Here is a 22,568-nt window from a genome sequence, read left to right as displayed (position 1 = left end):
GGAAATCTCTCATAGCCCCCGGCAGAGGGTTTCCGACTGTGCCGTAAACGTCTTGTACCGTTTCCAGAAGGCCTCGTGCGTCGGGTTGTCCGACTGCCGGATCACCTGCGCCTGATGGGGATCGGCGAAAAAGCTCGCCGCCAGCCGCTGATCCCGCCCAGAGGGCATTGCCGCATTCGCCGCCGCCTGCACGCAACCGCAAAGCTCCCGGTTCGCCGCCTTGCGTCCGCCGCTCATGCAGGCGCTTGAAATCGGCCCCGTGGCAAAGGCCCGCCGCTCCAGCGTGACGTTCAGCCCGGCGTAGCGCGATGCGCCGCCGTAATTCTGATGTACCCGCGTCTTTGACCCGCCGCCACAAGCCGCGAGCGCCAGGCACGCGGTCAGGCCCAGGGCCATACCAACCTTGATCCGTGTCATTCCACCTGTCCTCTTGACCGGGTGCGGCTTTGCCGTCTGCCCCGGAACTGCCCTCCGCGCCATCATGCCCGAGCCGCGCGGAAGCTTCAAGAATCTCCCGGTGAAATCATCCCTCCGGCAAGTGGGAAAACGCGGTCCCGACCCAGGGCTCGTAGCGCTTCCACGCCGCCGAGCTGCCCTTGTAGACCCGCCTGCGCACCTGGGCGGTCGATGCGGTCTGCACAGCGCGCCGGTTGTCCTCCGGTCGCAGGCAGGCTTCGTCCCACGGCAGGCCGAGATCGGAGATCAGGGCGCGCGTCTCCGCCTCCGGGTTCTCCACCAGCGCCTCGTAATCCAGCACCCGGATCCGTCCGGGCCAGCGCTTCTCCCAGAAATCCATCATTTCGCGGTAAAGCCCGTGGAACCCCACCACATCCGCCGCGTCATTGGCATACCCCAGCCCTTCGGCGACGAAGTAATGCGCGAGGTTTGACCAGCACACCGCCCGCGCATCCCGCGTCACATGCACGATCTTCGCCTCCGGGAAGGCCGCCGCGATCAGTCCGGCATAGCGGAAGTTGTGCGGCATCTTGTCGGTCACAAAGGCGCGCCCCTGCGCCAGCGGCGCGACGGCTTCGAAATAGGCCGCGCGAAAGGCCGTAAGCCCCGCCGCGTCGGCGCGCACCGCGCCCGAAAGAAAATGCTGCGCCAACGCGTTCACCACGCCCAGCTCCCCCGCCCCGGTGACGGAGCCGTGACTGGACATGATCTGCTCTGACAGGGTGGTGCCCGACCGGGGCATCCCGAGGATGAAGATCGGCACGACCGGTGCCGCCTCCGCCGCCAGTGGCTCAAGGTCGCCGAAAACCGCGCGGATATGCGCGAACAGCTCCGCGTCCGCCGCGAATTCGTAACCCTGCGCCGCCTTGCGCAGGGCGTTGGCCTCCGCGAGGTAGGGCCAAGCCACCTCTGGCTGGTTCATCTTGTCATAGGCCCGGAACAGCGCCACCGACAGCCGCATCCGATCCGGGTCCTCCGTCGCGGCGTCATCGTGGATCGCCAGCATCTGCGCCAGATGGGCATCCGGTGCTGTCCACGGCTTCAGAGCCGACAGGTTCCTGTGCGCCTCCGCGAACGTCGGCACCTCACGGATCGCCGCCTCGAAGGCGCGGCGCGCGTCCGGCAGGCGCCCCATCGCCTGCAACGCCACGCCGCGCGTATTCATCGCCGCCCAGGCCGTGCGGTCCAGCCGCAGCACCTGATCGCAGATTTTCACCACCTCCATCATCGCGCCCCGATGGATCAGGACGGCGGACAGTTCCATCATCGCGCGCACCGATCCGGCATCGAGCCGCAGCGCCTCCCGCGCGCGGGTTTCCGCCTCGTCGATGCGTTCGAGAGCGCGCAGCGCGGTGGAGTGGTTCGCCTGCGCCTCCGCGATGTCGGGCCGCAGCGTGACCGCCTGCCCCAGCGCCAGTTCCGCCGGGCCGTATTGCCCCAGTTCCAGCAGCACCCCGCCGAGGATCTGCCACAGCGTGTAGGAGGCCGGGAACGCCTCCAGCAGCTTGCGCGCCTCCTCCGCCACGACGGCATTCTCGCCAGCCTCGTGCAGCCTCACCAACCCGTCGATGATCCCCTGCGGCGGATCGAGTACCCAAGCCTGTGTCATGCGCCCTCCGGTTTGCGCAGGACATACAGCAGAGGGGTAAAGGGGGTTTTACCAAGCGCCAAAAAGGCCGCCGGGGGGTGGGTTTTCAGGCCGCTGATTACTTTAGAAACGGCAACCAGCCTTCGACCGCCTGCACCAGTCGGTCAAGGGCAAAAAGCGCTGCGCCAGACTTGATCGCAGTCCCGATGCCGTCCTTGATTATCGTATCCACGGCGAGATCTACCTTTCTTCCCGTCCACTTCGCGACGACCACCAACGCCGCCTTGATGGCCTCCAAGGCCCGGACAATACGCCCTCTGTCCGGCTCTTCGGATTCGACCTCCTCGGCGATATCCTCGACCGCCCCCCGAATGATGGTCTCGCTGCGCAAAACATCCGGAGGGAGGTCCACCTCCTCAGGCGGGTTGTTTCCGCCGATTCCGAAACGATCGACGCGGCCCCCAATTCGCTGTCGTGCAAGGTCTACGAGAGCCGACTGGACCGCAAATCGGGCCTCGATCTCCGCAATCGCCGCCGCCACCGCATCCACTCCGGCCCGCCATGTCTCCTCCGGGATCAGCGCCACCCGGCGCTGCAACTCCCAGTCCAGCGGCTCCCCCCGCGCCATGCCGTCGTACCAGCGGGCAAAGAAGGCAAAGCGGGGATCGGTGTCGAACAGAGTGGGGCCGAGGTCTTCGGGGCGCAAACCCACCGGCACACCGGCGTCGTGCCAGAGCGGCTGGCGCAGCATCCCCTCCCCCATGAAATCACAATCGCTGTAGGTAGCGTCGGTGGCGGCGGCGTATGCGTTAGCGGCGTGGGTGGCGGCGGCGTTAGCGGCGTGGGTGGCGAAGGGGGTGGCAAGGGAGGCGTCGGTGGCGGCGGTGGCGGTGGCGGTGGCGGCGGCGGCGGCGGCGGCGGCGGTGGCGGAGACGGCATCGGTGGCGTTGACTGCGTCGTTTTTGATTTCAGGGGATGGGCATGTGCTCGCAAACCCTGAGATCAGGGTGCACCAGCCTGTCAAGAGTACAAGCCTTGCCTGCGCTTCTCGCCCATCCTTCGTATCTTTCCAGCTGGAATTTGCCGCCAAGAGCGGCATCACCCGCAATGCAGCGCGGGTGGCGATGGCCACACAGACCTCCGGGCTCTGCCTATGCAGCCATGGCTTGAAAGCGTCGTCGTCCCTGAACTGCACGGCCCACTCGCATCACCCGATCTGGCGATAGCTTACTTGGCTGGATCAATGGCACAAGCCCAAGTGAGGATGGCAGCAACCACCCCAAGCCCCGGCACGGGCGCCAGAACGGGTCACGCCACTCCCCCCGGAGGGCGTATTGGCGACGAAGCACGCCACTCCCGCGACAGGATCGCCTTGACCGACTAGGCTTGCCACTGCCGTTGCGGACGCCCACCCAGGGTCGGGCGTGACCCTTTGCACGAGGCCCACGACGATCTTCCGGGAATACATCGAGTCCGGCACATTGCCTCGTGCCACACCGCTTGCCATTCCCCCCCATCCGCGCCATATGCACGGATCAAACCTGACGCCCTTCCCCGAAGGACCTGTTCGCATGAGCACCCCCCAGCACCTGATCCGCAACTTCTCCATCGTCGCCCATATCGACCACGGGAAATCCACCCTGGCCGACCGGCTGATCCAGCTCACGGGCACGGTCGCGGAACGGGACATGAAGGCCCAGCTCCTCGATGCCATGGACATCGAGCGCGAGCGCGGCATCACCATCAAGGCCAACACCGTCCGCATCGACTACCCGGCGAAGGACGGCAACACCTACGTGCTGAACCTCATCGACACGCCCGGACACGTGGACTTCGCCTACGAGGTCAGCCGCTCCATGCGCGCGGTCGAGGGCTCGCTGCTGGTGGTCGACGCCTCCCAGGGGGTCGAGGCGCAGACGCTCGCCAACGTCTACACCGCCATCGAGGCCGACCATGAGATCGTGCCCGTCCTGAACAAGGTCGACCTTCCGGCGGCCGAGCCCGAGCGCGTCGCCGAGCAGATCGAGGACGTCATCGGCATCGACGCCTCCAACGCCTGCCTGATCTCCGCCAAGACCGGCATCGGCATCCCCGACGTGCTGGAGGCCATCGTCACCCGCCTGCCCGCCCCCCCGGAAAAGGACGCGAACGCGCCCCTGAAGGCCATGCTGATCGACAGCTGGTACGATCCCTACCTCGGCGTCGTCGTCCTTATCCGCGTGATGGAGGGCACGATCCGCAAGGGCGACAACATCCGCATGATGCGCACCGGCGGCAAGTACGGCGTCGACAAGCTCGGCGTCTTCCGCCCGCAGATGCAGGACGTCGCCGAACTCGGCCCCGGCGAGATCGGCTTCTTCACCGGCTCGATCAAGCAGGTCCGCGACACCCGCGTCGGCGACACCATCACGACGGAAAAGAAGGGCGCCGAAACGCCCCTGCCGGGCTTCAAACCCTCCATCCCCGTCGTCTTCTGCGGCCTCTTCCCCGTGGACGCCAACGACTTCGAGGACATGCGCGACGCCATCGAGAAGCTCGCCCTCAACGACGCCTCCTTCACCTACGAGATGGAGACCTCCGCCGCCCTTGGCTTCGGTTTCCGCTGCGGCTTCCTCGGCCTGCTCCACCTCGAGGTCATCCGCGACCGGCTCGAACGCGAGTACGACATCGACCTGATCACCACCGCGCCCTCGGTGATCTACCACCTCTACATGAAGGACGGCGAGCGCCGCGACCTGCACAACCCCGCCGACATGCCCGACCTCACCTACGTCGACCACGTCGAGGAGCCGCGCATCAAGGCCACCATCATGGTGCCCGACGAATACCTCGGCGACGTGCTCAAACTCTGCCAGGACCGCCGCGGCATCCAGCTCGACCTCACCTACGTCGGCGGCCGCGCCATGGCCGTCTACGACCTGCCCCTGAACGAGGTCGTCTTCGACTTCTACGACCGGCTGAAATCGGTGACCAAGGGCTACGCCTCCTTCGACTACCAGCTCGAAGGCTACCGCGAGGACAACCTCGTGAAGATGCAGATCCTCGTGAACGACGAACCCGTCGACGCGCTTTCCATGATGGTGCACCGCGATCGCGCCGAGATGCGCGGCCGTGCCATGTGCGAAAAGCTCAAGGACCTGATCCCGCGCCACATGTTCAAGATCCCGATCCAGGCGGCCATCGGCGGCAAGGTCATCGCGCGCGAGACCCTCTCCGCCATGCGCAAGGACGTGACGGCGAAATGCTACGGCGGCGATGCCACCCGGAAGAAGAAGCTTCTGGAGAAGCAGAAGGCCGGCAAGAAGAAGATGCGCCAGTTCGGGAAGGTCGAGATCCCGCAGGAGGCGTTTATTTCCGCACTCAAAATGGACAATTAAGTCCATTTTCGAGTGCGCGTGGGCGGCAGCGGGTTTGCGCAGCAAATCCCGCGTGCCCACTCCCTCTCCATTTCAGGCGCCGACAAACCAAACGCCCCGGCCCCCCGCGCCGGGGCTTCGCATATTCCCCCACTATCAGACACACCTCATGTAGGGTGGGTTTCCAATCCAACCGCCCAACTGCCATCACCCCCACACCCGCCGCGCCAGAGCCGACGCGCCCCGTCCATAGGGGCGGCGCGTCGGCTCTAGCGCGGTTCATCGCGGGACGGAAGGGTGTAGGGGAAACTGAGTTTAATTGCTTCACACCACATCCAGCAACCCGGGAGTGATGAAAGCGGGTTAGCGCTTTAGCAATATTTCTTTGGTTAAGGACGGCTCAATCGACTGACCAGCCCCCTCCCAGAGGAAAACGATACTGCTGGAATCAACTGCCTGCAGTGAACCGTCGTCATCAGAAGAATACACAGACATGTCAATCTTGGAAAAATCAAACACGCTGCCTGATTTGGACCTCATTACGACAGTTGACGGATCAAACGCGCACGTAGGGCACACTTCTGAGTTCACCAGAAACGGTTTTACACCGATTAAAGCCCCGTCCGACGTAACAACTCCAAGAGTTCCGGAATTTTGAATCCAGTCAGCTATAACCGAATTCAGCTGCTCTCCGTTCAGTTTCGCAAGATCATCCAAAGAAGCTTTTTTTGCTATAGTATAGTCGCCCAATTGCGAGGGATTTGCCACACCAAGAGCGAAAAGTTGCACCTTTTTCCATGCAGTTAGATCTTCAGCTTCAAAAACGCCGACTGCTGCCCCTTCAACTTGGCCCCCGGGGAGGACGTCTTGGCTACGCGCAGAGGCAGCCCAAGCGCCAAGAATTCCAAAGATCACTAGGCCCAGCAGGAATTCACGGGTCTCCATGCTCAAGTTCCTCACGCGCCCGCCCCCACAAGCAAAGCGATTCCCAGAATAAACCCCGGCAGAGACATACTATTGATCAAAAGAGTTAAGAAGTGATTGATTTTTTCATGACAATTCAAGGCGATAGTGGCGAACCAAACCGCAATCCAGAGAACGGCACCCGCGTTCACAAACGCTTCAAAGCTCTCCTCGACACGTCTAGCTTGAAGATAGCAATCCCACAATCTCGGCCCGACAATAAACATCGAGAAAAATGCTGACCAAAACGCCACTTTCGCAACGCCGTAACAAGTGTCGGAGCATCGAGCATCACGACAACTCTTCTGCTCTTTGAAAATTTGAGTTAGGGAAGACAATGCGGTATGTCCTCACAAGACACTACTCCCACACGTTAAGAGGCCTTCGACTTCTGATCAAGTCGCCTCTTGCCTATATAAGAGGCTGAAAGCACTCGGGAACGGAACGGTACAACGTAATTGCCCTCTGGCTGGCCAACTGGACTTCAGCGATCTTCGTCCGACACACGGATAACCATCGTGCGAGCCACCACCCCTCACCTACTCCGCCTCAAGACCGCATCCCGCTCCCACGGATCATACCCCTCCTCCAGCATCCGCGCGACCAGCCGGGTCCGCGTTGCCCCGCCGATACCCTCGCCGCGCAGCAGCCGCGCGCGTTCCTCCGCTGCCTGGATCCGCTTTGCCGCCTGCCACAGCCGCGCCTCCGACTGCATGCCGCGCACCACCTCCTCGACAGAGCGGCCCAGCAGCGCGTCCAGCACCTTCACCTGGTAGAACGGCACCACGGCGCAGCCCAGCCGTCCCCGCCGTTTCAGCCAGAGCTGCACGCCCGTCTCCTCCACCTTTCGCAGCCGTTCCGCCACGTTCTCCCGGAACGTGGTGATGCTCATCGCTTCCATCTCGTTCAGCATGGTCTCTCCGATTCGGAGCGCGCATCCGGGGCCCCACCGCCCCTCGCGCGCACAAGTGTCAAGAACCGGCCGGTTTCCCCCGCCAAACCGGCCGGGACTCACCCTAAGAAATCCTTGCGGGCGCCGGGTTAACCCACCGAACGCCCGCGATTTGGCCCCTCTTGACGCGGGCCGGGGGGACACATCCCGAAACTGGCATCCACACGATCTGGTAGTTTAACGCTTTCGCAGGACGTCTGAATCCCTGCGTCCGGCCCGCCCGCACCTCTGCGCAGAGATCGCGAAAACCGTCGCTGCGGCCATCGGCTTCACCACCGCGCCCCCGACGCGCAGGTTGCGGCCAAGTCATTCCAGGGCAAAGAAAAACCCGCCTGACGGCGGGTTTTCCAAGTCACTTCAAGGTGAGATCGAGCGCCGCTCAGTTTCCCATCTTCATCGCGCCGTGGCCTGCGCCATGGCCCATCCCAGCGCCCATGCCGCCGCCCATGCCATCCTGCCGATCGAGGTCGACGGGGATCTCCACGACCATTTCCCCCGCCTTCTCGAAGGTCAGTGTCACGGTCACGCTATCCCCTTGTTCCATAGGCTTTTTCAGGCCCATGAGCATCACGTGATCGCCGCCCCGCGCCAGCGCGTGCGTGCCACCGGCGGGTACGACGAAACCCTCGGGCACTTCCGTCATCTTCATCACACCGTCGCCGATCTCCATGTGGGTGTGCAGTTCCACGAGCTTCGCACTGTCGGACGCCGCAGAGAGCAGGCGGTCATCCTCCGCGCCGTCATTCTCGATCACGAAAAAGGCGGCACCAGATCTAGCCATCGCCCCGGCAGAGCGCGCATAAGCATCGTGAATGGTAATATCCGCCCCCGCCGGCACCGCGAATGCCAGCGCAGCTGCGCCGGGGAGAAGAAATTTCATCATGTCTTTTCCTTTCAGGTCTCTGATTGTCTGCATAAATCAGAGGGTGAAAGGAGGCCCACGCGCCACACCCTGCGGCGCGTCCACACTGCCACGACCGCCGGTCTCGATGACCGGGGTCACAGGCATCCAGTAGGCAATTGGCACGTCGAAATCGGCCACTGCCAGCGGAGCCACCAGCGACATGACCCCGTCCGGGCAAAGGTGCACGTGGCGGACGGGATTGCCCTCTCCGTCCACTTCGACGGAGACGATCGTCAGACCCTGGCAGACCTCCACGACCCCCACAGGCGTTGCCTGCCCCCGGGCCATCCCGGCGGAGAGACTGGTCACCACCAGCGCCACGGCAAGCAGAGCGGCCGTCAGGGATCGCAAGACATTCACGAAGGCGGATATATGCGCAATTACCCCACTTGTCATGCGACAAATGCAACCGCACAAAGCGTAAACGGCAACAGCCCCGGCCATCTCTGACCGGGGCTGCAGAATTCCGTTCGAAAGGGTCAGGCTGCGGGCGCCTGCGCCTTCGCGATCTCTTTCTTGACCTTCAGCGCGCGGTCGGAAAGCTCGATGTCCTTCGCCTTTGCCAGGAACTTGTCCAAGCCCCCGCGGTGGTCGACCGAGCGCAGCGCGTGCGCCGAGATGCGCAGCTTGATGCCGCGACCCAGGGTCTCCGACTGCAGGGTCACGTCGTTCAGGTTCGGCAGGTAACGCCGACGGGTCTTGTTGTTGGCGTGGCTGACATTGTTGCCAGTCATCGGGCCCTTGCCGGTCAGTTCGCAAACTCGCGACATCGCTTTGTCCTCACGTCTGTCGGCACGCTCCCCCAGGAAAGTCTTCCTTGTGAGAACAGCACCGCGCCAATATCAAAAGGCGCCGCCCGTTTTCACTGCGGGGGGCGCCCGGAATCTCGTATCGAGGGCTTCTAGGCGCAACGGCGGGAATCGTCAAGCCCTGTCGGCCGGACGCACAGAGGCCTTTTCCGACAGAGCTTTGGCGTGGCCTTCGGCGGCTGCGGACAGCGCTGGGCGATGGTGCCAGCGGGCTACTTCGGCCAGATGCCGCCAATAGGATTCGGATTGCCGTCGCACCTTGCGATGCACCCGCCCGACGGCCCGCGGATCGGCAAGGCCCTCCGCCAACTCCGTCTTCAGCCAGTCAAAGCGCCCGCCCTGCCGGATCGCCCGCGTCGCCGGGTGGCCGCCGCACGGGAGCATGACCAGCGTCAGTTTCGGGAAGGCCTTGCAGATCAGGCGCCCGTGCGCGAGGTCGAGGGGCTTGAAAGGGTCGACCAGAACCGCACCGCCGACCTCCGTGCAGCGGTGGGTCAGGTCGCCCGACGTTGCGTCCCATCCCGCCGCCTCTGCCCGGTAGCGCCGATCAAAGGGCACCACCCAGGGATCGATGGAAAACTGCGGTGAAATCGCCATGAGCCGCGTCAGTCGCAGCGCCCGCGCCAGCCGGAGCGCCCCATAGCCCCCCATGGAGAACCCCATCGCCACGACCTGTTCATATCGTGCGGTGAACTCCGCAAGTCGTGCCTCAAGCGCCTCCGTCTCAGGGTTCACGAACCAGTCGTTCCAGCGCGATTGCAGGTGAAGGTGCGCCCAGCCATTCCCCACGAAGCCCATCACCGGTCTGGCCTCGTCAAAATTGCCCGGTGTCCCCACCCGCTGCCGGAAACTGACAAAAAGCCTGCGCCGCCGTGGCCGGAAAGTCGTCGCGCGCAAGCGGTCGCCTTCGAACACGGGGTGCGCCTTCACGTCAGATGCTCCTCCAGCATCTGCCGGGCCGCCTGCCCCGGAGTCAGCTTGCCGGCCTCGACCTCTGCCGCCAGCGACCTCATTGCCTGCCGCGCAGAGGCCGCTCGCAAGCGAGCCAGCAGACCATCGCGTACTTCGGCCTCGAACCAGTAGCGCGCCTGCTCGGCCCGGCGCCCCGCAAAATGGCCCGTCTCCCGCCGCCAGCGGGCCAGCGTGTTCATCTCCTGCCAGGCAGCCTCAAGACCTTGCGCCTCCACCGCTGAAACGGTCATCGCTTTTGGAAAACCCTCCGGGTCCTGGGGCCGTTTCCTGAGCAAGCGCAACGCCCCCGCGTAATCGGCGCAGGTGCGAAGGGCCTGCGTCTTCAGATCGCCGTCGGCCTTGTTGATCAGCAGGATATCCGCCATCTCCATGATACCGCGTTTCACGCCCTGCAATTCGTCGCCACCCGCCGGTGCCAGCAGCAGCAGAAAGAGGTCGCACATTTCTGCCACCATGGTTTCTGACTGGCCGACTCCCACTGTCTCGATCAGGATCACGTCAAAACCCGCCGCCTCGCAGAGATCGATCGCCTCCCGCGTGCGCCGCGCCACGCCGCCCAGTTGGCTTTGCGCCGGCGAGGGGCGGATAAAGGCATTCTTCTCGCGGCTCAGCCGCTCCATCCGCGTCTTGTCGCCAAGGATCGATCCGCCGGAGCGCGCCGAGGACGGGTCCACCGCCAGCACCGCGACCTTCAGTCCCTTCCCCGTCAGCATGCAGCCAAAGGTCTCGATGAAGGTAGACTTCCCCACCCCCGGCGTGCCGGACAGCCCGATGCGCAACGCCTCCCGGCCATGACCCTTCAGTCCATCCAGCAACGCCAGTGCCTGTGCGCGGTGATCGGCGCGCCCGCTTTCGACAAGCGTGATGGCGCGGGCCAGCGCGCGACGTTCACCCGCGAGGACGCGGGTTTTCAGATCTTCGGTATCCATGCCTTTTCTTCCCGCGACCGCGCGCAAAAGTCCAGACGCTCCCGCGTGCTGCGGCTATGCACCCTGCTTCCGTCTGCCATAGGTATCCCGGGCCGCCCGCCACTGGCCAAAACACGCGTCCCCCGGTACATCGCACCCATGACCCAAGCCCTGCCCATCGATGCCGTGCTCCCAGACCTCGTCGCTGCGCTGCGCACCCACGGGCGCGCAGTGCTGCAGGCCCCGCCCGGCGCGGGCAAGACGACGCGCATGCCGCTCACGCTGCTGCAGGCCGGGCTGACGGAAGGGCGCATCCTGATGCTCGAACCGCGCAGGTTGGCCGCCCGAGCCGCAGCGCAGCGCCTGGCGGAACAATTGAATGAAGCCCCCGGCAAAACGGTGGGCTACCGCATCCGCGGGGAATCCCGCGTCTGCCGGACGACCCGCATCGAGGTCGTCACCGAGGGCATCCTGACCCGCATGATCCAGTCCGACCCGGAACTCTCGGGCATCGGCGCGATCCTGTTCGACGAATTCCACGAACGCTCGCTCAATGCTGACTTTGGCCTTGCCCTTTGTCTGGAGATCGCGGGCGCCCTGCGAGACGACCTGCTCTTGCTGGCCATGTCCGCGACGCTCGACGCAGGCCCCGTCGCCGCCTTGATGGAGGCGCCTATAGTGACCTCCGAGGGCCGCGCCTTTCCGGTGGAAGAGCGCTGGCTTGAGACTCCGATGGGCAAGCGCCGCTTCGAGGAGGCCATGGCGGACCTGATCCTCAAGGCCCACGAAGAAACCGACGGCGGCATCCTCGCCTTCCTCCCCGGCGAGGGCGAAATCCGCCGCACCGAGGCGCTGCTGCGGTTCCGCCTGCCTGCCGATACCCAGCTGCGGCCGCTCTTTGGCGCCATGGAGCTGGCCGCACAGCGGGCCGCGATCCGGCCCGAGGGCGCGGGCCGGAAGCTGGTACTCGCCACCTCCATCGCGGAAACCTCCCTGACCATCGAGGACATCCGGGTGGTCGTCGACGGTGGCCGCGCTCGGCGGGCACGCTTCGATCCGGGCTCCGGCATGTCGCGTCTGGTGACAGAACGCGTCACCCGCGCCGAGGCGACCCAGCGCGCTGGTCGCGCGGGCCGGGTGGCGCCGGGCGTCGCCTACAAGCTTTGGACCAAAGGCGAGGAAGGTGCCCTAAGCCCCTACCCACCGGCGGAAATCGAGGCTGCCGACCTCGCGGGTCTCGCACTGGAACTGGCTGTCTGGGGCGCCGACCCCTCAGAGCTTCCATTCCTGACGCAACCGCCCTCCGGCGCCTTCAGCGAGGCGAAAGCGCTCCTGCAGATGTTGGGTGCGCTGGATGAAAAGGGCCGCGTCACCGCACATGGGCGCCAGTTATCCACATATCCGGTACATCCGCGGCTTGCCCATATGCTGCAATCTGGCGGACCTGATGCCGCCCTATTGGCCGCTCTCTTGTCGGAACGCGATCCGCTCACAGGAGCACCCACCGATCTGTCCCTGCGGCTCGATGCGCTGGCTGACCCAAAACGTTTTGCTGTGGAAAAGCCATATGCCATCCACAGGCCGAGCCTTGAACGTATCAGGACCGAAGCGAAGCGCCTGAGACAGAGCATGAGGCCAAGTGGAAAAGGCTCCTTAAACTCAGGGAATTTCCACCAAGGTGAACACCGCGCCGAGCAACGCGGTTTCAACACCGCCGAACTTGCCGCGCTTGCTTATCCCGATCGCATTGGTTTGCGCCGCAAGGGCGACGCCCCGCGCTTCCAGTTGTCGGGTGGCAAGGGCGCAGCGATGGATGCGGGCGATCCGCTTGCCGGGCAGATGCTTATCGTCGTCACCGACACGGACGGCAACCCCCGCGAGGCGAAGATCCGGCAGGCGATCGCCGTCTCGGCGTCAGAGCTGCGCGGGCTCTTTGCTGACCGGGTCCACTGGGTCGACAGTTGCCACTGGTCAAAGCGCGAGCGCCGCGTTGTCGCACGGCGGCAGGAGCGGCTGGGGGCCATCGCGCTCGACGACAGGATCTGGAAGGACGCGCCGGCGCAGGCGGTGGCCCGCGCCATGCTGGACGGGGTGCGCGACCTCGGGATCGCGCTATCGGACGCCGGGCGCCGTTTCGTGGCGCGGGTGCAACTGGCACGCGAGGCGGGGCACGACCTGCCCGACATGGACGTGGAGGCGCTGACGGGCGGCCTCGAAACCTGGCTACTGCCCTTCCTCGACGGCGTTAAGACAGCGGACGACTGGAAACGGTTCGACCTGCTGCCCGCCCTGCGCGCGCGGCTCGATTGGGGGCAGATGCAGGCGCTGGACGCGGCCGTCCCGGCGCATTTCACCACGCCGCTGGGTCGGCAGATCCCTATCGACTACTCCGGCGATCACCCGGAAATCAACCTCCGCCTGCAGGAACTCTTTGGCCAGACGACGCATCCCATGGTGGGGCGGACACCGTTGAAAGTGACGCTACTAAGTCCGGCGCAGCGCCCCGTGCAGACGACCATGGACCTGCCGGGTTTCTGGGCAGGGTCCTACGCCGACGTTCGCAAGGACATGCGCGCGCGCTATCCGCGCCATCCCTGGCCAGAGGACCCGACCGAAGCGGACCCCACGCTGCGCGCCAAGCCGCGCGGAACCTGAGCCACGCCCGGGCATTTGCCCGGCATGCCGTGCGGCAGCCCGAATTCCCCGGTATCGCGTTCAATCGCCGCGTTTCCGCCGCGACTCCCTCGCAGTCCGTTAAGGTCTTATGGGGCAGGTAGCGCGGAGGTTCCGACGCAGAGAGGACGCACCATGATGCTTGCCCCGGAAAACCGCCATTCGAACGGCGGGGACGCGATCCGCCGCTTCGATCCCCGCCCCTGGCGCGCCGCAGCGTCGTCCCTGCGACGCCCAGACGGGGGCGCGGCGGAGGTCTGGGCGTGGGGGTGCGTGCTGGTCGTGGTGCCGGTGAGCTGGATCACAACAGTGGTCTGGGCGGCGGAACGGCTATTCTGACGCCGCTCCGGCCTCCCCTGACATCCCTGGACCTCATGGCCTCCCTGGACCTCATGCCTTGCCCCGCGTCGTCCTCTCGCCCCGTGTGACCTGAAAGCCACTCAGGAAATGTTAACCTCGCGGCGCTAGGCTTTTGGAAAGGAACGTTCAGAATGGAGGTTCGATTGCCCGGCTTGACCCTGACCGACACGACCGATCTGCCAGAATTTCAGCGCCGCATGACGGCCCGCGCGCCGTTTGTCCGCTATCGCGGCCCCCGCCGCTGGGAGGAGCAGCACCCGGCGCGCCCGTTTGTCTGGGCGCTTGTCTGGATTGTCGTCCCTGCCTTCTGGGTGGGCGCTATCTACTGGCTGACAGACGCGGTGTACTGAGCGCCGCGCACCGATTCAGGGCAGGTCGGGGTCATCCCGACCTGCGCCCCGGATCAGCCCTGCAGGCACCATTTCATGATCGCCTTCTGGGCGTGCAGGCGGTTTTCCGCCTCGTCCCAGATCACCGAATGCGGCCCATCCATGATCTCGGACGTCACCTCTTCCTCCCGGTGCGCTGGCAGACAATGCATGAAGAGCGCGTCATCTTTTGCCTGGCGCATCAGTTCTGCGTTGACCTGATAGGGCCGCAGCATGTTGTGCCGCCGTTCGCGCGCCGACTGCGCGTCGTGCATCGATACCCAGGTGTCAGCCACGATCAGGTCGGCGCCTTCGACGGCCTTTGCCGGGTCGCGTTCAATCACCACGGAGGAGCCCTGCCCCCGCGCCCAGCCGACGAACTCCGGCTCGGGATCGAGCTGCACCGGTCCGGAGAAGGTCAGGTCGAAGCCAAACTGGCCCGCCGCGTGCAGGAAGGAGGCGCAGACGTTGTTGCCGTCGCCGCACCAGACCACCTTCTTGCCCGCGATGGGGCCACGGTGCTCTTCGAACGTCAGTACGTCCGCCATGATCTGGCAGGGGTGGGTGCGGTCGGTCAGACCATTGATGACCGGGACAGAGGCATATTCGGCCATCTCCTCCAGCACGCTTTCGTCGAAGGTGCGGATCATGATCATGTCGACGTAGCGCGACAGCACGCGGGCTGTGTCGGCGATGGTCTCGCCGTGGCCCAACTGCATCTCGGAGCCGGAGAGCACCATGGTCTGACCGCCCATCTGGCGCACGCCCACGTCAAAAGAGGTACGGGTCCGGGTGGAGGGCTTTTCGAAGATCAGCGCGACCATGCGGTCCTTCAGGGGCAGTTCGGCGTCCGGGGCGGCCTTGGGCTGGCCCACGCGCGCGCTCTTCACGGCCTTCGCGTCGTCGATGATGGCCCTGAGGGCGTGCTTGTCGGTTTTGTGAATGTCGAGGAAGTGGTTCATCGGTTCGGTTTTCTCGGCTGGCGGAGGTGCCGGGGGCGCTGCCCCCGGACCCCCGGGAGTATTTCTACAACGAAGAAGCAGTGCGCTTCTTCGGCGGGGTGGGTCACCTGGATTCGAGCGCCGTGGCGGCGCGGTCGAGGCGGGTGATGGCCTCCGCGATTTCGTCTTCGGTTATATTGAGCGGCGGCAGAAGGCGCAGCACATTGTCGGCGGCCGGCACGGTGATGACCTCGGCGTCATAGCCCGCCTTGACCACATCCGCCGGGGCGATCCTGCACCTGAGACCCAGCATGAGCCCCAGACCACGGACGCCTTCGAAGACGTCCGGATGCGATGCCACCAGCCCTTCGAGCCTTTGCCGCAAGAGGCCCGCGCGGGCACGCACCGTGTCGAGGAAGCCTTCGTCGGCGATGCGGTCGATCACCGCCTTGCCCACCGCGCAGCCCAGCGGGTTGCCGCCATAAGTGGAGCCATGCGTGCCCACGACCATTCCGCTCGATGCCTCCTCTGTGGCAAGCACTGCCCCCAGCGGGAAGCCACCGCCGATGCCTTTCGCCACCATCATGATGTCCGGCGTGACGTCCGCCCATTCATGAGCGAACAGCTTGCCGGTCCGGCCGACGCCGCACTGCACCTCGTCGAGGATCAGCAGAATGCCCTTCTCGTCACAGAGTTTGCGCAGGCCCTGCAGGCACTGGTCGGGAAGCGGGCGGATGCCGCCCTCGCCCTGCACCGGTTCGATCAGGATGGCGGCGGTATTCTCGTTGATCGCGGCGTGGAATCCGTCGTGGTCGCCCCAGTCCACGTGCTGGAACCCGCCCAGCACGGGGCCGAAGCCTTTCACCATCTTCTCCGACCCGGCGGCGGCGATGGCGGCGGAGGACCGGCCATGGAACGAGCCCGAGAAGGTGATGATCTCCACCTTTTCGGGCTGGCCCTTTTCGTACCAATACTTGCGCGCCATCTTTACCGCCAGTTCGCAGGCCTCCGTGCCGGAGTTCGTAAAGAACACCCGGTCGGCAAAGGTGTTGTCGGTCAGTGCGGTGGCCAGCGCCTCTTGCTGCGGGATCTCATAGAGGTTGGAGACATGCCAGAGCTTACCTGCCTGCTCCGTCAGTACTTGCACCAGTTCCGGGTTCGCGTGTCCCAGCGCGTTCACCGCGATGCCGCTGCCCAGATCGAGGAATCGGCGACCGTCTTCTTCGATCAGCCATGCGCCCTCGCCCTTCACAAAGTGAAGCGGCGCGCGATTGTACGTCGGCAGAACGGAAGAGGTCATGTGTCTATCCTCGTTTGGTGCCCCGGAGGGACAGAGAGGCCCGATTGGTGGCAAGGCACCGGGGGGCTGTCAAGTTGGCTTTGGGAAGGGTGGACGAAAAGCGATCCGTCGCACGGCAAGCCGTGCGCGTGGGAGAGGAGCGTTCAGGCTCGTCGGATCCGGGTCGCGTGCGTCATGCGCTTGGAATGACGCAGGGGCTGGGCAAAGGCAAGCGTTTTCAGCGCTGGCCCCAGTGCCGCGCCTCAAGGAGCCGCATGGGACCCCTCAGGCTGGCACCGGCCGGAAGGCTGAAATGGCGCGCAGGAATATTCCTGCGCCCGCCTCTATCAGGGCGTCGGGAAAGTCGTAGTCGGGGGCATGCAACGCCGGACAGGTCTCTCCGGAGCCGAGGAACAGCATCGCCGCGGGCATGACGCTGGCGAAAAGACCGAAGTCCTCCGAGGCACGCATCGGGGCCACGTGATCCGCGCGCGGCAGGCCTCTCACCGCCTCCTCGAGCAGAGCCACCGCCTTTGGCGAATTGACGCAATGCCCAAAGGCTTCGTGCACGGTAACCTCGGTTTCAAAGCCCTGCGTGGCCGAGTCGATCATCCCGCGCGCTTCTGCCTCCAGCGCGGCCATCTGCCCGTCGAGCAGCGTGCGCAGTGTAACGTAGAGCTCCGCCTCCCCCGGCGATACGCCAAAAGCGGGCTTGCCGAGGCGGGCATGGGTCACAGTGGCCAGGCGAAAACCCTCGTCAGCTGTCGGCAGGTCGCGGGTCAAGACGCCCAGCTGCTCCACCAGCCGAGCCATCGCCACGCCCGGCGAGCGGCCCTTCTCCGGCTCGGAGGCGTGCGAGGTACGCCCCTCCATCCGCACGCGCAAACCCCGCGAGGCGCAGTTGACCGGTCCCGCCTTCAGCCCGACGGCGGCGAGCGGGATGCCCGGCATATTGTGCAGGCTGATCGCCATGTCCGCCCCAAGCGTTTTGAATCGCGGGTCCGCCAGCACGGCCCGCGCGCCCTGCCCGGTCTCTTCGGCAGGCTGGAACAGCAGGATGACGCGGCAGTCGGGAGGATCGGCGGACAAGACATGTGCCACCGCGTCCAGGATTGCCATGTGACCGTCGTGGCCGCAGAGATGCGCCACGCCCGGCACGGCCGACCGCCACTCCGGCGCTCCGGTCTCCAGAATGGGCAGCGCATCGAGTTCGCTGCGGAGGAGCAGCCCGCGCGGCCCCTTGCCGAACACCGCTGCAACGCCGTTACCCCCGAGGCCCGTCACCACCTCGGCACCCAGGCTGCGCATCCGCTCAGCGATCAGCGCGGCGGTCTGATGCTCCTGCCCCGACAATTCCGGTGCCCGATGCAGCGCCTGACGCAGGGCGCGTGCCCCTTCCAGTGCCGTCCCAAGGTTTTCCTGCCGCATGGTCCGCTCCCTTGTCCGCGCCCTCGCCTTTGGGGGGACGGAACCACGCGCCGTTCGCGACGACAAGAGCGCATACGATTACCGATGCATGACTGTGCTTCTTCCTGGTGCAAATACTCCGGCGCCCACCGCCCCATATGGAAAGACATTAAGCCGGTACTCCAGCCCCCCAGGCCGGCTTTGACCTGCGACCCGACTGCCCCCGCCCCCGGCCGGGTTCGCGTTCACACCAGCCGCCCCTGCAACCAGATCAGCGCCGGATAGGTCGCGAGCCATATCCAGAAGAACCGGTTCAGCCCGAAGAGGCACGCGTTGGACAGGTGGAAACCGGCCGCCAGCAGCAGCCCTGCCACCAGCGCCAGCGGGTGCAGCAGGAACAGCGGAAAGACCGCCTCAACCAGCATCACCAACCACGCCCCCCAGAAGGTCACGAACCGCCGTTCCGCCAGCCCTCGCAGACCTTCACTGACCGGATAAGCGGAAAAGAGAAAGACATCCCGCAGCGCTTCCCCCCGCCGCCACGCCGGGTTCGCCAGCTTAACCTGTCCGGAAATCACATAGCTCAGCAGCAACTGCAGCCCGAGATAGCCAAAGGCCATCTCTGCCCAGAACGGCGTCGGCGCCGCCTGCACAGCGGCGAGACAGGTGGTGACGAGCAAGGTCATCTTGTCGGCGCCGCCGTTGAAGGGTCCATCGTAGCGGTGCAGCCACCAAAGCCCCAGAGCCACCAACCCGTAAATGGCCAAGCTCCCCCCCGTCAGAAGGATCGCGCAGGCAGCCAGCCGCAGGGCCAGCCAGCCCCGTGCGTCGATGTCGATGACCCATTGTTCAAGACTTTGCTGCGCCACCGCCAGCGCCAGCAGCACCTCCGCCATGCGCACTGCCGTTTCGAACTCCATCAGCCCGTCGCCTCGGGTTCGGCACTCTGGTACAGCACCTCGCGGGCAAGGCCGCCACCCTCCCGGCTGACAAAGACAAGGCGGATCTGGACAACGCCCTCAAAACCCTCGGAGGCCCGCGCGAGGATCTCCGCCGCCGCGCGGGAGGAGCCCTGCTCGACCACGCGTTCCGACAGCGTCACGAGGTAGAGCGCCGCATTCCAGTCTGGATTCCAGAACAGCCGCCCGAGCATCTGCACCGCGCTGACGTGATCGGGGCGCGGGCAGACCGGCTGCCACGGACCGGGCCGGCCGTTGCGCCAGATGCGCCGCTCAACCCGCGGGCTGGGTGCCACGGCACGGAAGAACCGCCACGACGGGATCAACGCCGGCAGGAGTAATCGCATAATCCGCAGCATCCGCCCTCCGAAGATCTGCTTCGGTGGAGCTTAGAGCGAAGCCGCTTAAGAGGCGGTTGAGAACGGGTCGACGGGGTAGCCTACCCCCGTCAGGTAAAGCCCGTCCGGTGGGCACACCGGCCCGCAAGCGGCGCGTTCGCGGGCAGCCAGCGCATCGCGCACCCTCTCCGGCGCCCAGGCCCCGGCGCCGACGCGCTCCAGCGTGCCGACGAAGGAGCGGACCTGGTTATGCAGGAAGGACCGCGCGCGCAGGCGGAACTGCACCTCCGGCCCGGCAAGCCCCTCGACGCGCTCGATGTCCAGTGCGTCCAGCGTCTTGACCGGGGATTGCGCCTGACACATGACGGACCGAAAGGTGGTGAAATCGTGCTTGCCCAGCAGGTATGCGGCCCCTTCGCGCATGGCGTCCACGTCGAGCGGATGCATCACGCGCCACACCTGCCCCGCCTCCAGCGTGGCGGGGGCGCGGCGCATCAGCAGTCGAAACAGATAGCGCCGCTCGGTCGCGGAGAACCGCGCGTGCCAGTCGTCGGCTACCCGCGAGCAGGCGCGGATCGCCACCGGGGCCGGCTTCAGGTGGTGGTTCAGCGCCTCCGACAGGCGGAATGCGTCCCAGTCCTTGACCATGTCGCAATGCGCCACCTGTCCGCGCGCGTGCACGCCGGCATCCGTGCGCCCCGCCCCGGCGATGGTATGGGCGCGTGGCTCCAACCGGGCCAGCGCCGCCTCGATGGCCTGCTGCACCGAGGGCTGGCTGGCCTGCCTTTGCCAGCCCGAAAAGGGCCGACCGTCGTATTCGATGAGAAGCGCGTATCTGGGCATGGCCGTCGCATAAGGTTTTTCCGATTGCGGTGCAATCCGACCCGCGCGCCTGCGGCGCGCAAGACGCGCCCCTGCCGGGCGCGGTGGAGGCTCTGCCTCCACACCTCCGAGGTATTTATGAACCAAAGAAGGGGAACGCGGGCTCATTCGCAACCGCAAGGCTCTGGCAGCCCGCCGGTTCTGGCCCTAGGTTAGGAGAGAGCAGCAACACGGGCCCCGCATGGTTCTCACCTCCCTCGCCGACAGTCTTTCGCGCAGCGTCGAGCGCGCGACGAACACCGTTTCGGAGACCTTCTTCGAGCCGACGCTCCGGCTGGGCGTCACCGGCCTGTCACGCGCCGGCAAGACTGTGTTCATCACCTCGCTCGTCGCCAACCTGATGGATCGTGGCCGGATGCCCGGGCTGGTGGCCCAATCCGAGGGGCGCATCCTGACCGCGTTCCTGCAACCGCAGCCTGACGATACTCTGCCGCGCTTCGACTACGAACATCACCTCGCCGCGCTCACCGCGCGCGCGCCCTACTGGCCGGAGGGCACGCGCGCGGTGTCGGAGCTGCGGGTGTCGCTAAAGGTACGACCATCGGGACTGTTGTCCGGGTTGCAGGGGCCGCGGACGGTCCATCTCGATATCGTCGACTACCCCGGTGAGTGGCTGCTTGACCTCGGCCTGATGGAGAAATCATACGCCGAATGGTCCGAGGACATGCTGGAGCGCATGGAGCAGCGGCCCGACCCGGAGCGATTTCGCACAATGGCCACCACCGAGGCCGGTGCGGCGAAGCTGGAAGAACCCGTGGCGCAGCGGCTGGCTCACGCCTACACGGCAGCGTTGCATGCGGCGCGGGCGGAGGGGTTTTCCGACTGCTCGCCGGGGCGTTTCCTGCTGCCCGGCGACCTCGCCGGGTCGCCGGTGCTGACCTTCTCCCCCCTGCCACCGAGCAAGGCTGTGCGCGGCTCGCTTTACCGCGAGTTCGAGCGCCGCTTCGACGCTTACAAGGCGCGCGTGGTGAAGCCCTTCTTCCAGGACCATTTCTCTCGTCTCGACAGGCAGATCGTGTTGGTAGACGCGCTTGGGGCTATCCATGCAGGCCCCCGCGCGGTGGAGGACCTGCGCCGCACGCTGGCCGATATCCTGACCGCCTTCCGGCCCGGCGCCTCTTCGTTCCTGAGTTCGCTCTTCCTCGGGCGGCGGATCGACCGCATCCTCTTTGCCGCGACAAAGGCCGACCACCTGCACCACACGCAGCATGCGCAACTGACCGCCATCATGGAGGCGCTGACCCGTGACGCCCGCGACCGGGCACGCTTTGCCGGGGCGGAAACGCAGGCCATGTCGCTCGCAGCTCTGCGCGCCACGACAGAGGAAATGCTGCCGCACGAAGGCCAGACCCTGCCGGTGGTGCGCGGCACGCTGATGTCGACCGGGAGGCCAGCGGCCTTCTATGCGGGCGACCTGCCAGAAGACCCGAACCACATCCTGACCACCGCGCGGCAGGGGGCGGAGCGCTGGCTTGACGGGGATTACCCGGCGATGGCCTTTGCCCCCGCCGCGCTGACGCTGAAACCTGGCGAGGGGCCGCCGCACATCCGGCTCGACCGCGCCGCCCAGTTCCTGATCGGAGACCGCCTGTGATCCAGAGAAAGCTTGCATCCCCCCGCTTTTCCGAGCCCCACCTCGCCGACCCGCCGGACATGCCCGACGATCCCGGCCCCTCCGTCCCGACGCCGACCGACCCGGTGCCGGAACCGCCCGGCGAGGTGCCCCCCGGCGCGCCGCCCGAGAGCCCCGGCACGCCCGCCCCGGACATGCCGCCCTCGGAGCCGCCCGAAGAACTGCCCGACCTGCCGGAGGGGCCGAACGAGGACCCGACCCACCCGGACACGCCGGAGGAACTGCCGGACTCACCCTCCCCCGACCTGCCGCCCGGCCCGCCAGAGGAGACCCCCGGGCCCTCTGACCCGATGCCTGCCGACGTGCCGCAGGAAATCCCGACCAATCCGGGCTATGACGGGCCGCTCACCATGCGGGCAAGGGTCACCCTGCGCCCGGCCACGCCGCTCGACGCGGGCGCGCTGGGCGAGATCATGACTCAGGCCACCCAGGCTGCGACCTGGAAGCCGCGCCTGCATTCTTCGGTCGAGGATATTGCCCATGCCGGACGGATGATCGACCTCGGCTGGATCACCGTGGCAGAACTGGACGGCTGCATCGCGGGCTTTCTCGCTCGAGAAGGCGGTTACGTGCACGGGCTCTACATTGCCGACGGCGCGCAGGGGCGCGGGCTGGGGCGCGCGCTGCTACAGGACGCCAAGGCCCGGCGCGACAGGCTTGACCTCTGGACCCTCCAGCGCAACACCGGGGCGCGGCGGTTCTACCGACGCGAAGGTTTCGCAGAAGGTGAAACCACCCCCGGACGGCACAACGACGAGGGACTGCCCGACGTGCACTTCACCTGGTGTGCTGCCTGAAACGCAGGCGGGCGTCGCGGAGA

The 22,568-nt window shown here is 65.9% G+C and carries 23 protein-coding genes; 6 read left to right on the top strand and 17 right to left on the bottom strand.

Translation table 11 applies throughout. The features are described 5' to 3' along the window. Nucleotides 1-9 precede the first annotated feature (9 nt). From J5474_RS16190 to J5474_RS16180, 3 genes are all read right to left on the bottom strand, one after another. Nucleotides 10-417, bottom strand: a complete 408-nt coding sequence (locus J5474_RS16190; RefSeq protein ID WP_209361968.1) for an arginine transporter — start codon at nucleotides 415-417, stop codon at nucleotides 10-12. Between the two features lie 106 nt (nucleotides 418-523). Then, the gene (locus J5474_RS16185) at nucleotides 524-2,065 is read right to left on the bottom strand and encodes a tetratricopeptide repeat-containing sulfotransferase family protein (protein ID WP_209361967.1); all 1,542 of its coding nucleotides are present in this window, start codon (nucleotides 2,063-2,065) and stop codon (nucleotides 524-526) included. A gap of 97 nt (nucleotides 2,066-2,162) precedes the next feature. Beyond that, nucleotides 2,163-3,239, bottom strand: coding sequence for a hypothetical protein (locus J5474_RS16180; RefSeq protein WP_209361966.1), 1,077 nt, complete (start codon nucleotides 3,237-3,239; stop codon nucleotides 2,163-2,165). A gap of 376 nt (nucleotides 3,240-3,615) precedes the next feature. Between J5474_RS16180 and lepA the strand changes: the two genes are divergently transcribed. Then, nucleotides 3,616-5,421 carry a translation elongation factor 4 gene (gene lepA, locus J5474_RS16175; protein ID WP_209361965.1) on the top strand — a complete coding sequence of 602 codons (1,806 nt, stop codon included), beginning with the start codon at nucleotides 3,616-3,618 and terminating at the stop codon, nucleotides 5,419-5,421. 342 nt (nucleotides 5,422-5,763) lie between these two features. Here the strand turns inward: lepA and J5474_RS16170 are convergent, their stop codons facing one another. From J5474_RS16170 to meaB, 8 genes are all read right to left on the bottom strand, one after another. Continuing rightward, nucleotides 5,764-6,345, bottom strand: coding sequence for a ligand-gated ion channel (locus tag J5474_RS16170; RefSeq protein ID WP_209361964.1), 582 nt, complete (start codon nucleotides 6,343-6,345; stop codon nucleotides 5,764-5,766). 11 nt (nucleotides 6,346-6,356) lie between these two features. Then, nucleotides 6,357-6,701: a hypothetical protein gene (locus tag J5474_RS16165; RefSeq protein ID WP_209361963.1), complete on the bottom strand. Its 345-nt coding sequence runs from the start codon at nucleotides 6,699-6,701 to the stop codon at nucleotides 6,357-6,359. Nucleotides 6,702-6,898: 197 nt separating this feature from the next. Continuing rightward, nucleotides 6,899-7,276: a hypothetical protein gene (locus tag J5474_RS16160; protein ID WP_209361962.1), complete on the bottom strand. Its 378-nt coding sequence runs from the start codon at nucleotides 7,274-7,276 to the stop codon at nucleotides 6,899-6,901. 418 nt (nucleotides 7,277-7,694) lie between these two features. Continuing rightward, on the bottom strand, nucleotides 7,695-8,198 hold the full coding sequence (locus J5474_RS16155; protein WP_209361961.1) for a copper chaperone PCu(A)C: 504 nt from the start codon (nucleotides 8,196-8,198) through the stop codon (nucleotides 7,695-7,697). A 36-nt stretch (nucleotides 8,199-8,234) separates the two neighbouring features. Next, on the bottom strand, nucleotides 8,235-8,570 hold the full coding sequence (locus tag J5474_RS16150; RefSeq protein ID WP_209361960.1) for a hypothetical protein: 336 nt from the start codon (nucleotides 8,568-8,570) through the stop codon (nucleotides 8,235-8,237). Nucleotides 8,571-8,698: 128 nt separating this feature from the next. After that, complete coding sequence (rpmB, locus tag J5474_RS16145; RefSeq protein WP_209361959.1) at nucleotides 8,699-8,989, bottom strand: 50S ribosomal protein L28; 291 nt, start codon at nucleotides 8,987-8,989, stop codon at nucleotides 8,699-8,701. Nucleotides 8,990-9,142: 153 nt separating this feature from the next. After that, nucleotides 9,143-9,958: an alpha/beta hydrolase gene (locus J5474_RS16140; RefSeq protein ID WP_209361958.1), complete on the bottom strand. Its 816-nt coding sequence runs from the start codon at nucleotides 9,956-9,958 to the stop codon at nucleotides 9,143-9,145. Beyond that, nucleotides 9,955-10,929 (bottom strand): methylmalonyl Co-A mutase-associated GTPase MeaB, encoded by a 975-nt coding sequence (gene meaB / locus J5474_RS16135; RefSeq protein ID WP_209361957.1) that lies wholly within the window; start codon nucleotides 10,927-10,929, stop codon nucleotides 9,955-9,957. The genes J5474_RS16140 and meaB overlap by 4 nt, the downstream gene beginning before the upstream one ends. 138 nt (nucleotides 10,930-11,067) lie before the next feature. On the opposite strand from meaB, the gene hrpB reads away from it, so the two are divergent. From hrpB to J5474_RS16120, 3 genes are all read left to right on the top strand, one after another. After that, nucleotides 11,068-13,563: an ATP-dependent helicase HrpB gene (hrpB, locus tag J5474_RS16130; RefSeq protein WP_209361956.1), complete on the top strand. Its 2,496-nt coding sequence runs from the start codon at nucleotides 11,068-11,070 to the stop codon at nucleotides 13,561-13,563. Between the two features lie 153 nt (nucleotides 13,564-13,716). After that, entirely contained in the window at nucleotides 13,717-13,920 is a 204-nt protein-coding gene (locus tag J5474_RS16125; protein WP_209361955.1) for a hypothetical protein, read from the top strand. A 164-nt stretch (nucleotides 13,921-14,084) separates the two neighbouring features. Continuing rightward, entirely contained in the window at nucleotides 14,085-14,291 is a 207-nt protein-coding gene (locus J5474_RS16120; protein WP_209361954.1) for a hypothetical protein, read from the top strand. 53 nt (nucleotides 14,292-14,344) lie between these two features. On the opposite strand, the gene argF is transcribed toward J5474_RS16120, so the two are convergent. From argF to truA, 6 genes are all read right to left on the bottom strand, one after another. Continuing rightward, on the bottom strand, nucleotides 14,345-15,271 hold the full coding sequence (gene argF / locus J5474_RS16115; RefSeq protein WP_209361953.1) for an ornithine carbamoyltransferase: 927 nt from the start codon (nucleotides 15,269-15,271) through the stop codon (nucleotides 14,345-14,347). A 103-nt stretch (nucleotides 15,272-15,374) separates the two neighbouring features. After that, nucleotides 15,375-16,550, bottom strand: coding sequence for an aspartate aminotransferase family protein (locus tag J5474_RS16110; RefSeq protein WP_209361952.1), 1,176 nt, complete (start codon nucleotides 16,548-16,550; stop codon nucleotides 15,375-15,377). A 264-nt stretch (nucleotides 16,551-16,814) separates the two neighbouring features. Then, nucleotides 16,815-17,957 (bottom strand): amidohydrolase, encoded by a 1,143-nt coding sequence (locus J5474_RS16105; RefSeq protein ID WP_209361951.1) that lies wholly within the window; start codon nucleotides 17,955-17,957, stop codon nucleotides 16,815-16,817. Nucleotides 17,958-18,181: 224 nt separating this feature from the next. After that, a complete protein-coding gene (locus J5474_RS16100; protein ID WP_209361950.1) occupies nucleotides 18,182-18,856 on the bottom strand; it encodes an HTTM domain-containing protein in 675 nt (224 codons plus the stop codon). Beyond that, complete coding sequence (locus tag J5474_RS16095; RefSeq protein ID WP_209361949.1) at nucleotides 18,856-19,242, bottom strand: hypothetical protein; 387 nt, start codon at nucleotides 19,240-19,242, stop codon at nucleotides 18,856-18,858. The genes J5474_RS16100 and J5474_RS16095 overlap by 1 nt, the downstream gene beginning before the upstream one ends. 57 nt (nucleotides 19,243-19,299) lie before the next feature. Continuing rightward, a complete protein-coding gene (gene truA, locus J5474_RS16090) occupies nucleotides 19,300-20,076 on the bottom strand; it encodes a tRNA pseudouridine(38-40) synthase TruA (protein WP_209361948.1) in 777 nt (258 codons plus the stop codon). Nucleotides 20,077-20,296: 220 nt separating this feature from the next. Between truA and J5474_RS16085 the strand changes: the two genes are divergently transcribed. Together J5474_RS16085 and J5474_RS23155 are read left to right on the top strand one after the other, a co-directional pair. After that, nucleotides 20,297-21,709, top strand: coding sequence for a YcjX family GTP-binding protein (locus J5474_RS16085; protein ID WP_209361947.1), 1,413 nt, complete (start codon nucleotides 20,297-20,299; stop codon nucleotides 21,707-21,709). Further along, nucleotides 21,706-22,545, top strand: a complete 840-nt coding sequence (locus tag J5474_RS23155; protein WP_342454055.1) for a GNAT family N-acetyltransferase — start codon at nucleotides 21,706-21,708, stop codon at nucleotides 22,543-22,545. Before J5474_RS16085 ends, J5474_RS23155 begins: the two co-directional genes overlap by 4 nt. Nucleotides 22,546-22,568: the final 23 nt, after the last annotated feature.

Source organism: Sagittula salina, from assembly GCF_017813235.1.
GTDB lineage: Bacteria > Pseudomonadota > Alphaproteobacteria > Rhodobacterales > Rhodobacteraceae > Sagittula > Sagittula salina.
The sequence above is the reverse complement of the archived record's forward strand: the minus strand, read 5'-3'. Positions and strand labels throughout refer to the sequence as shown.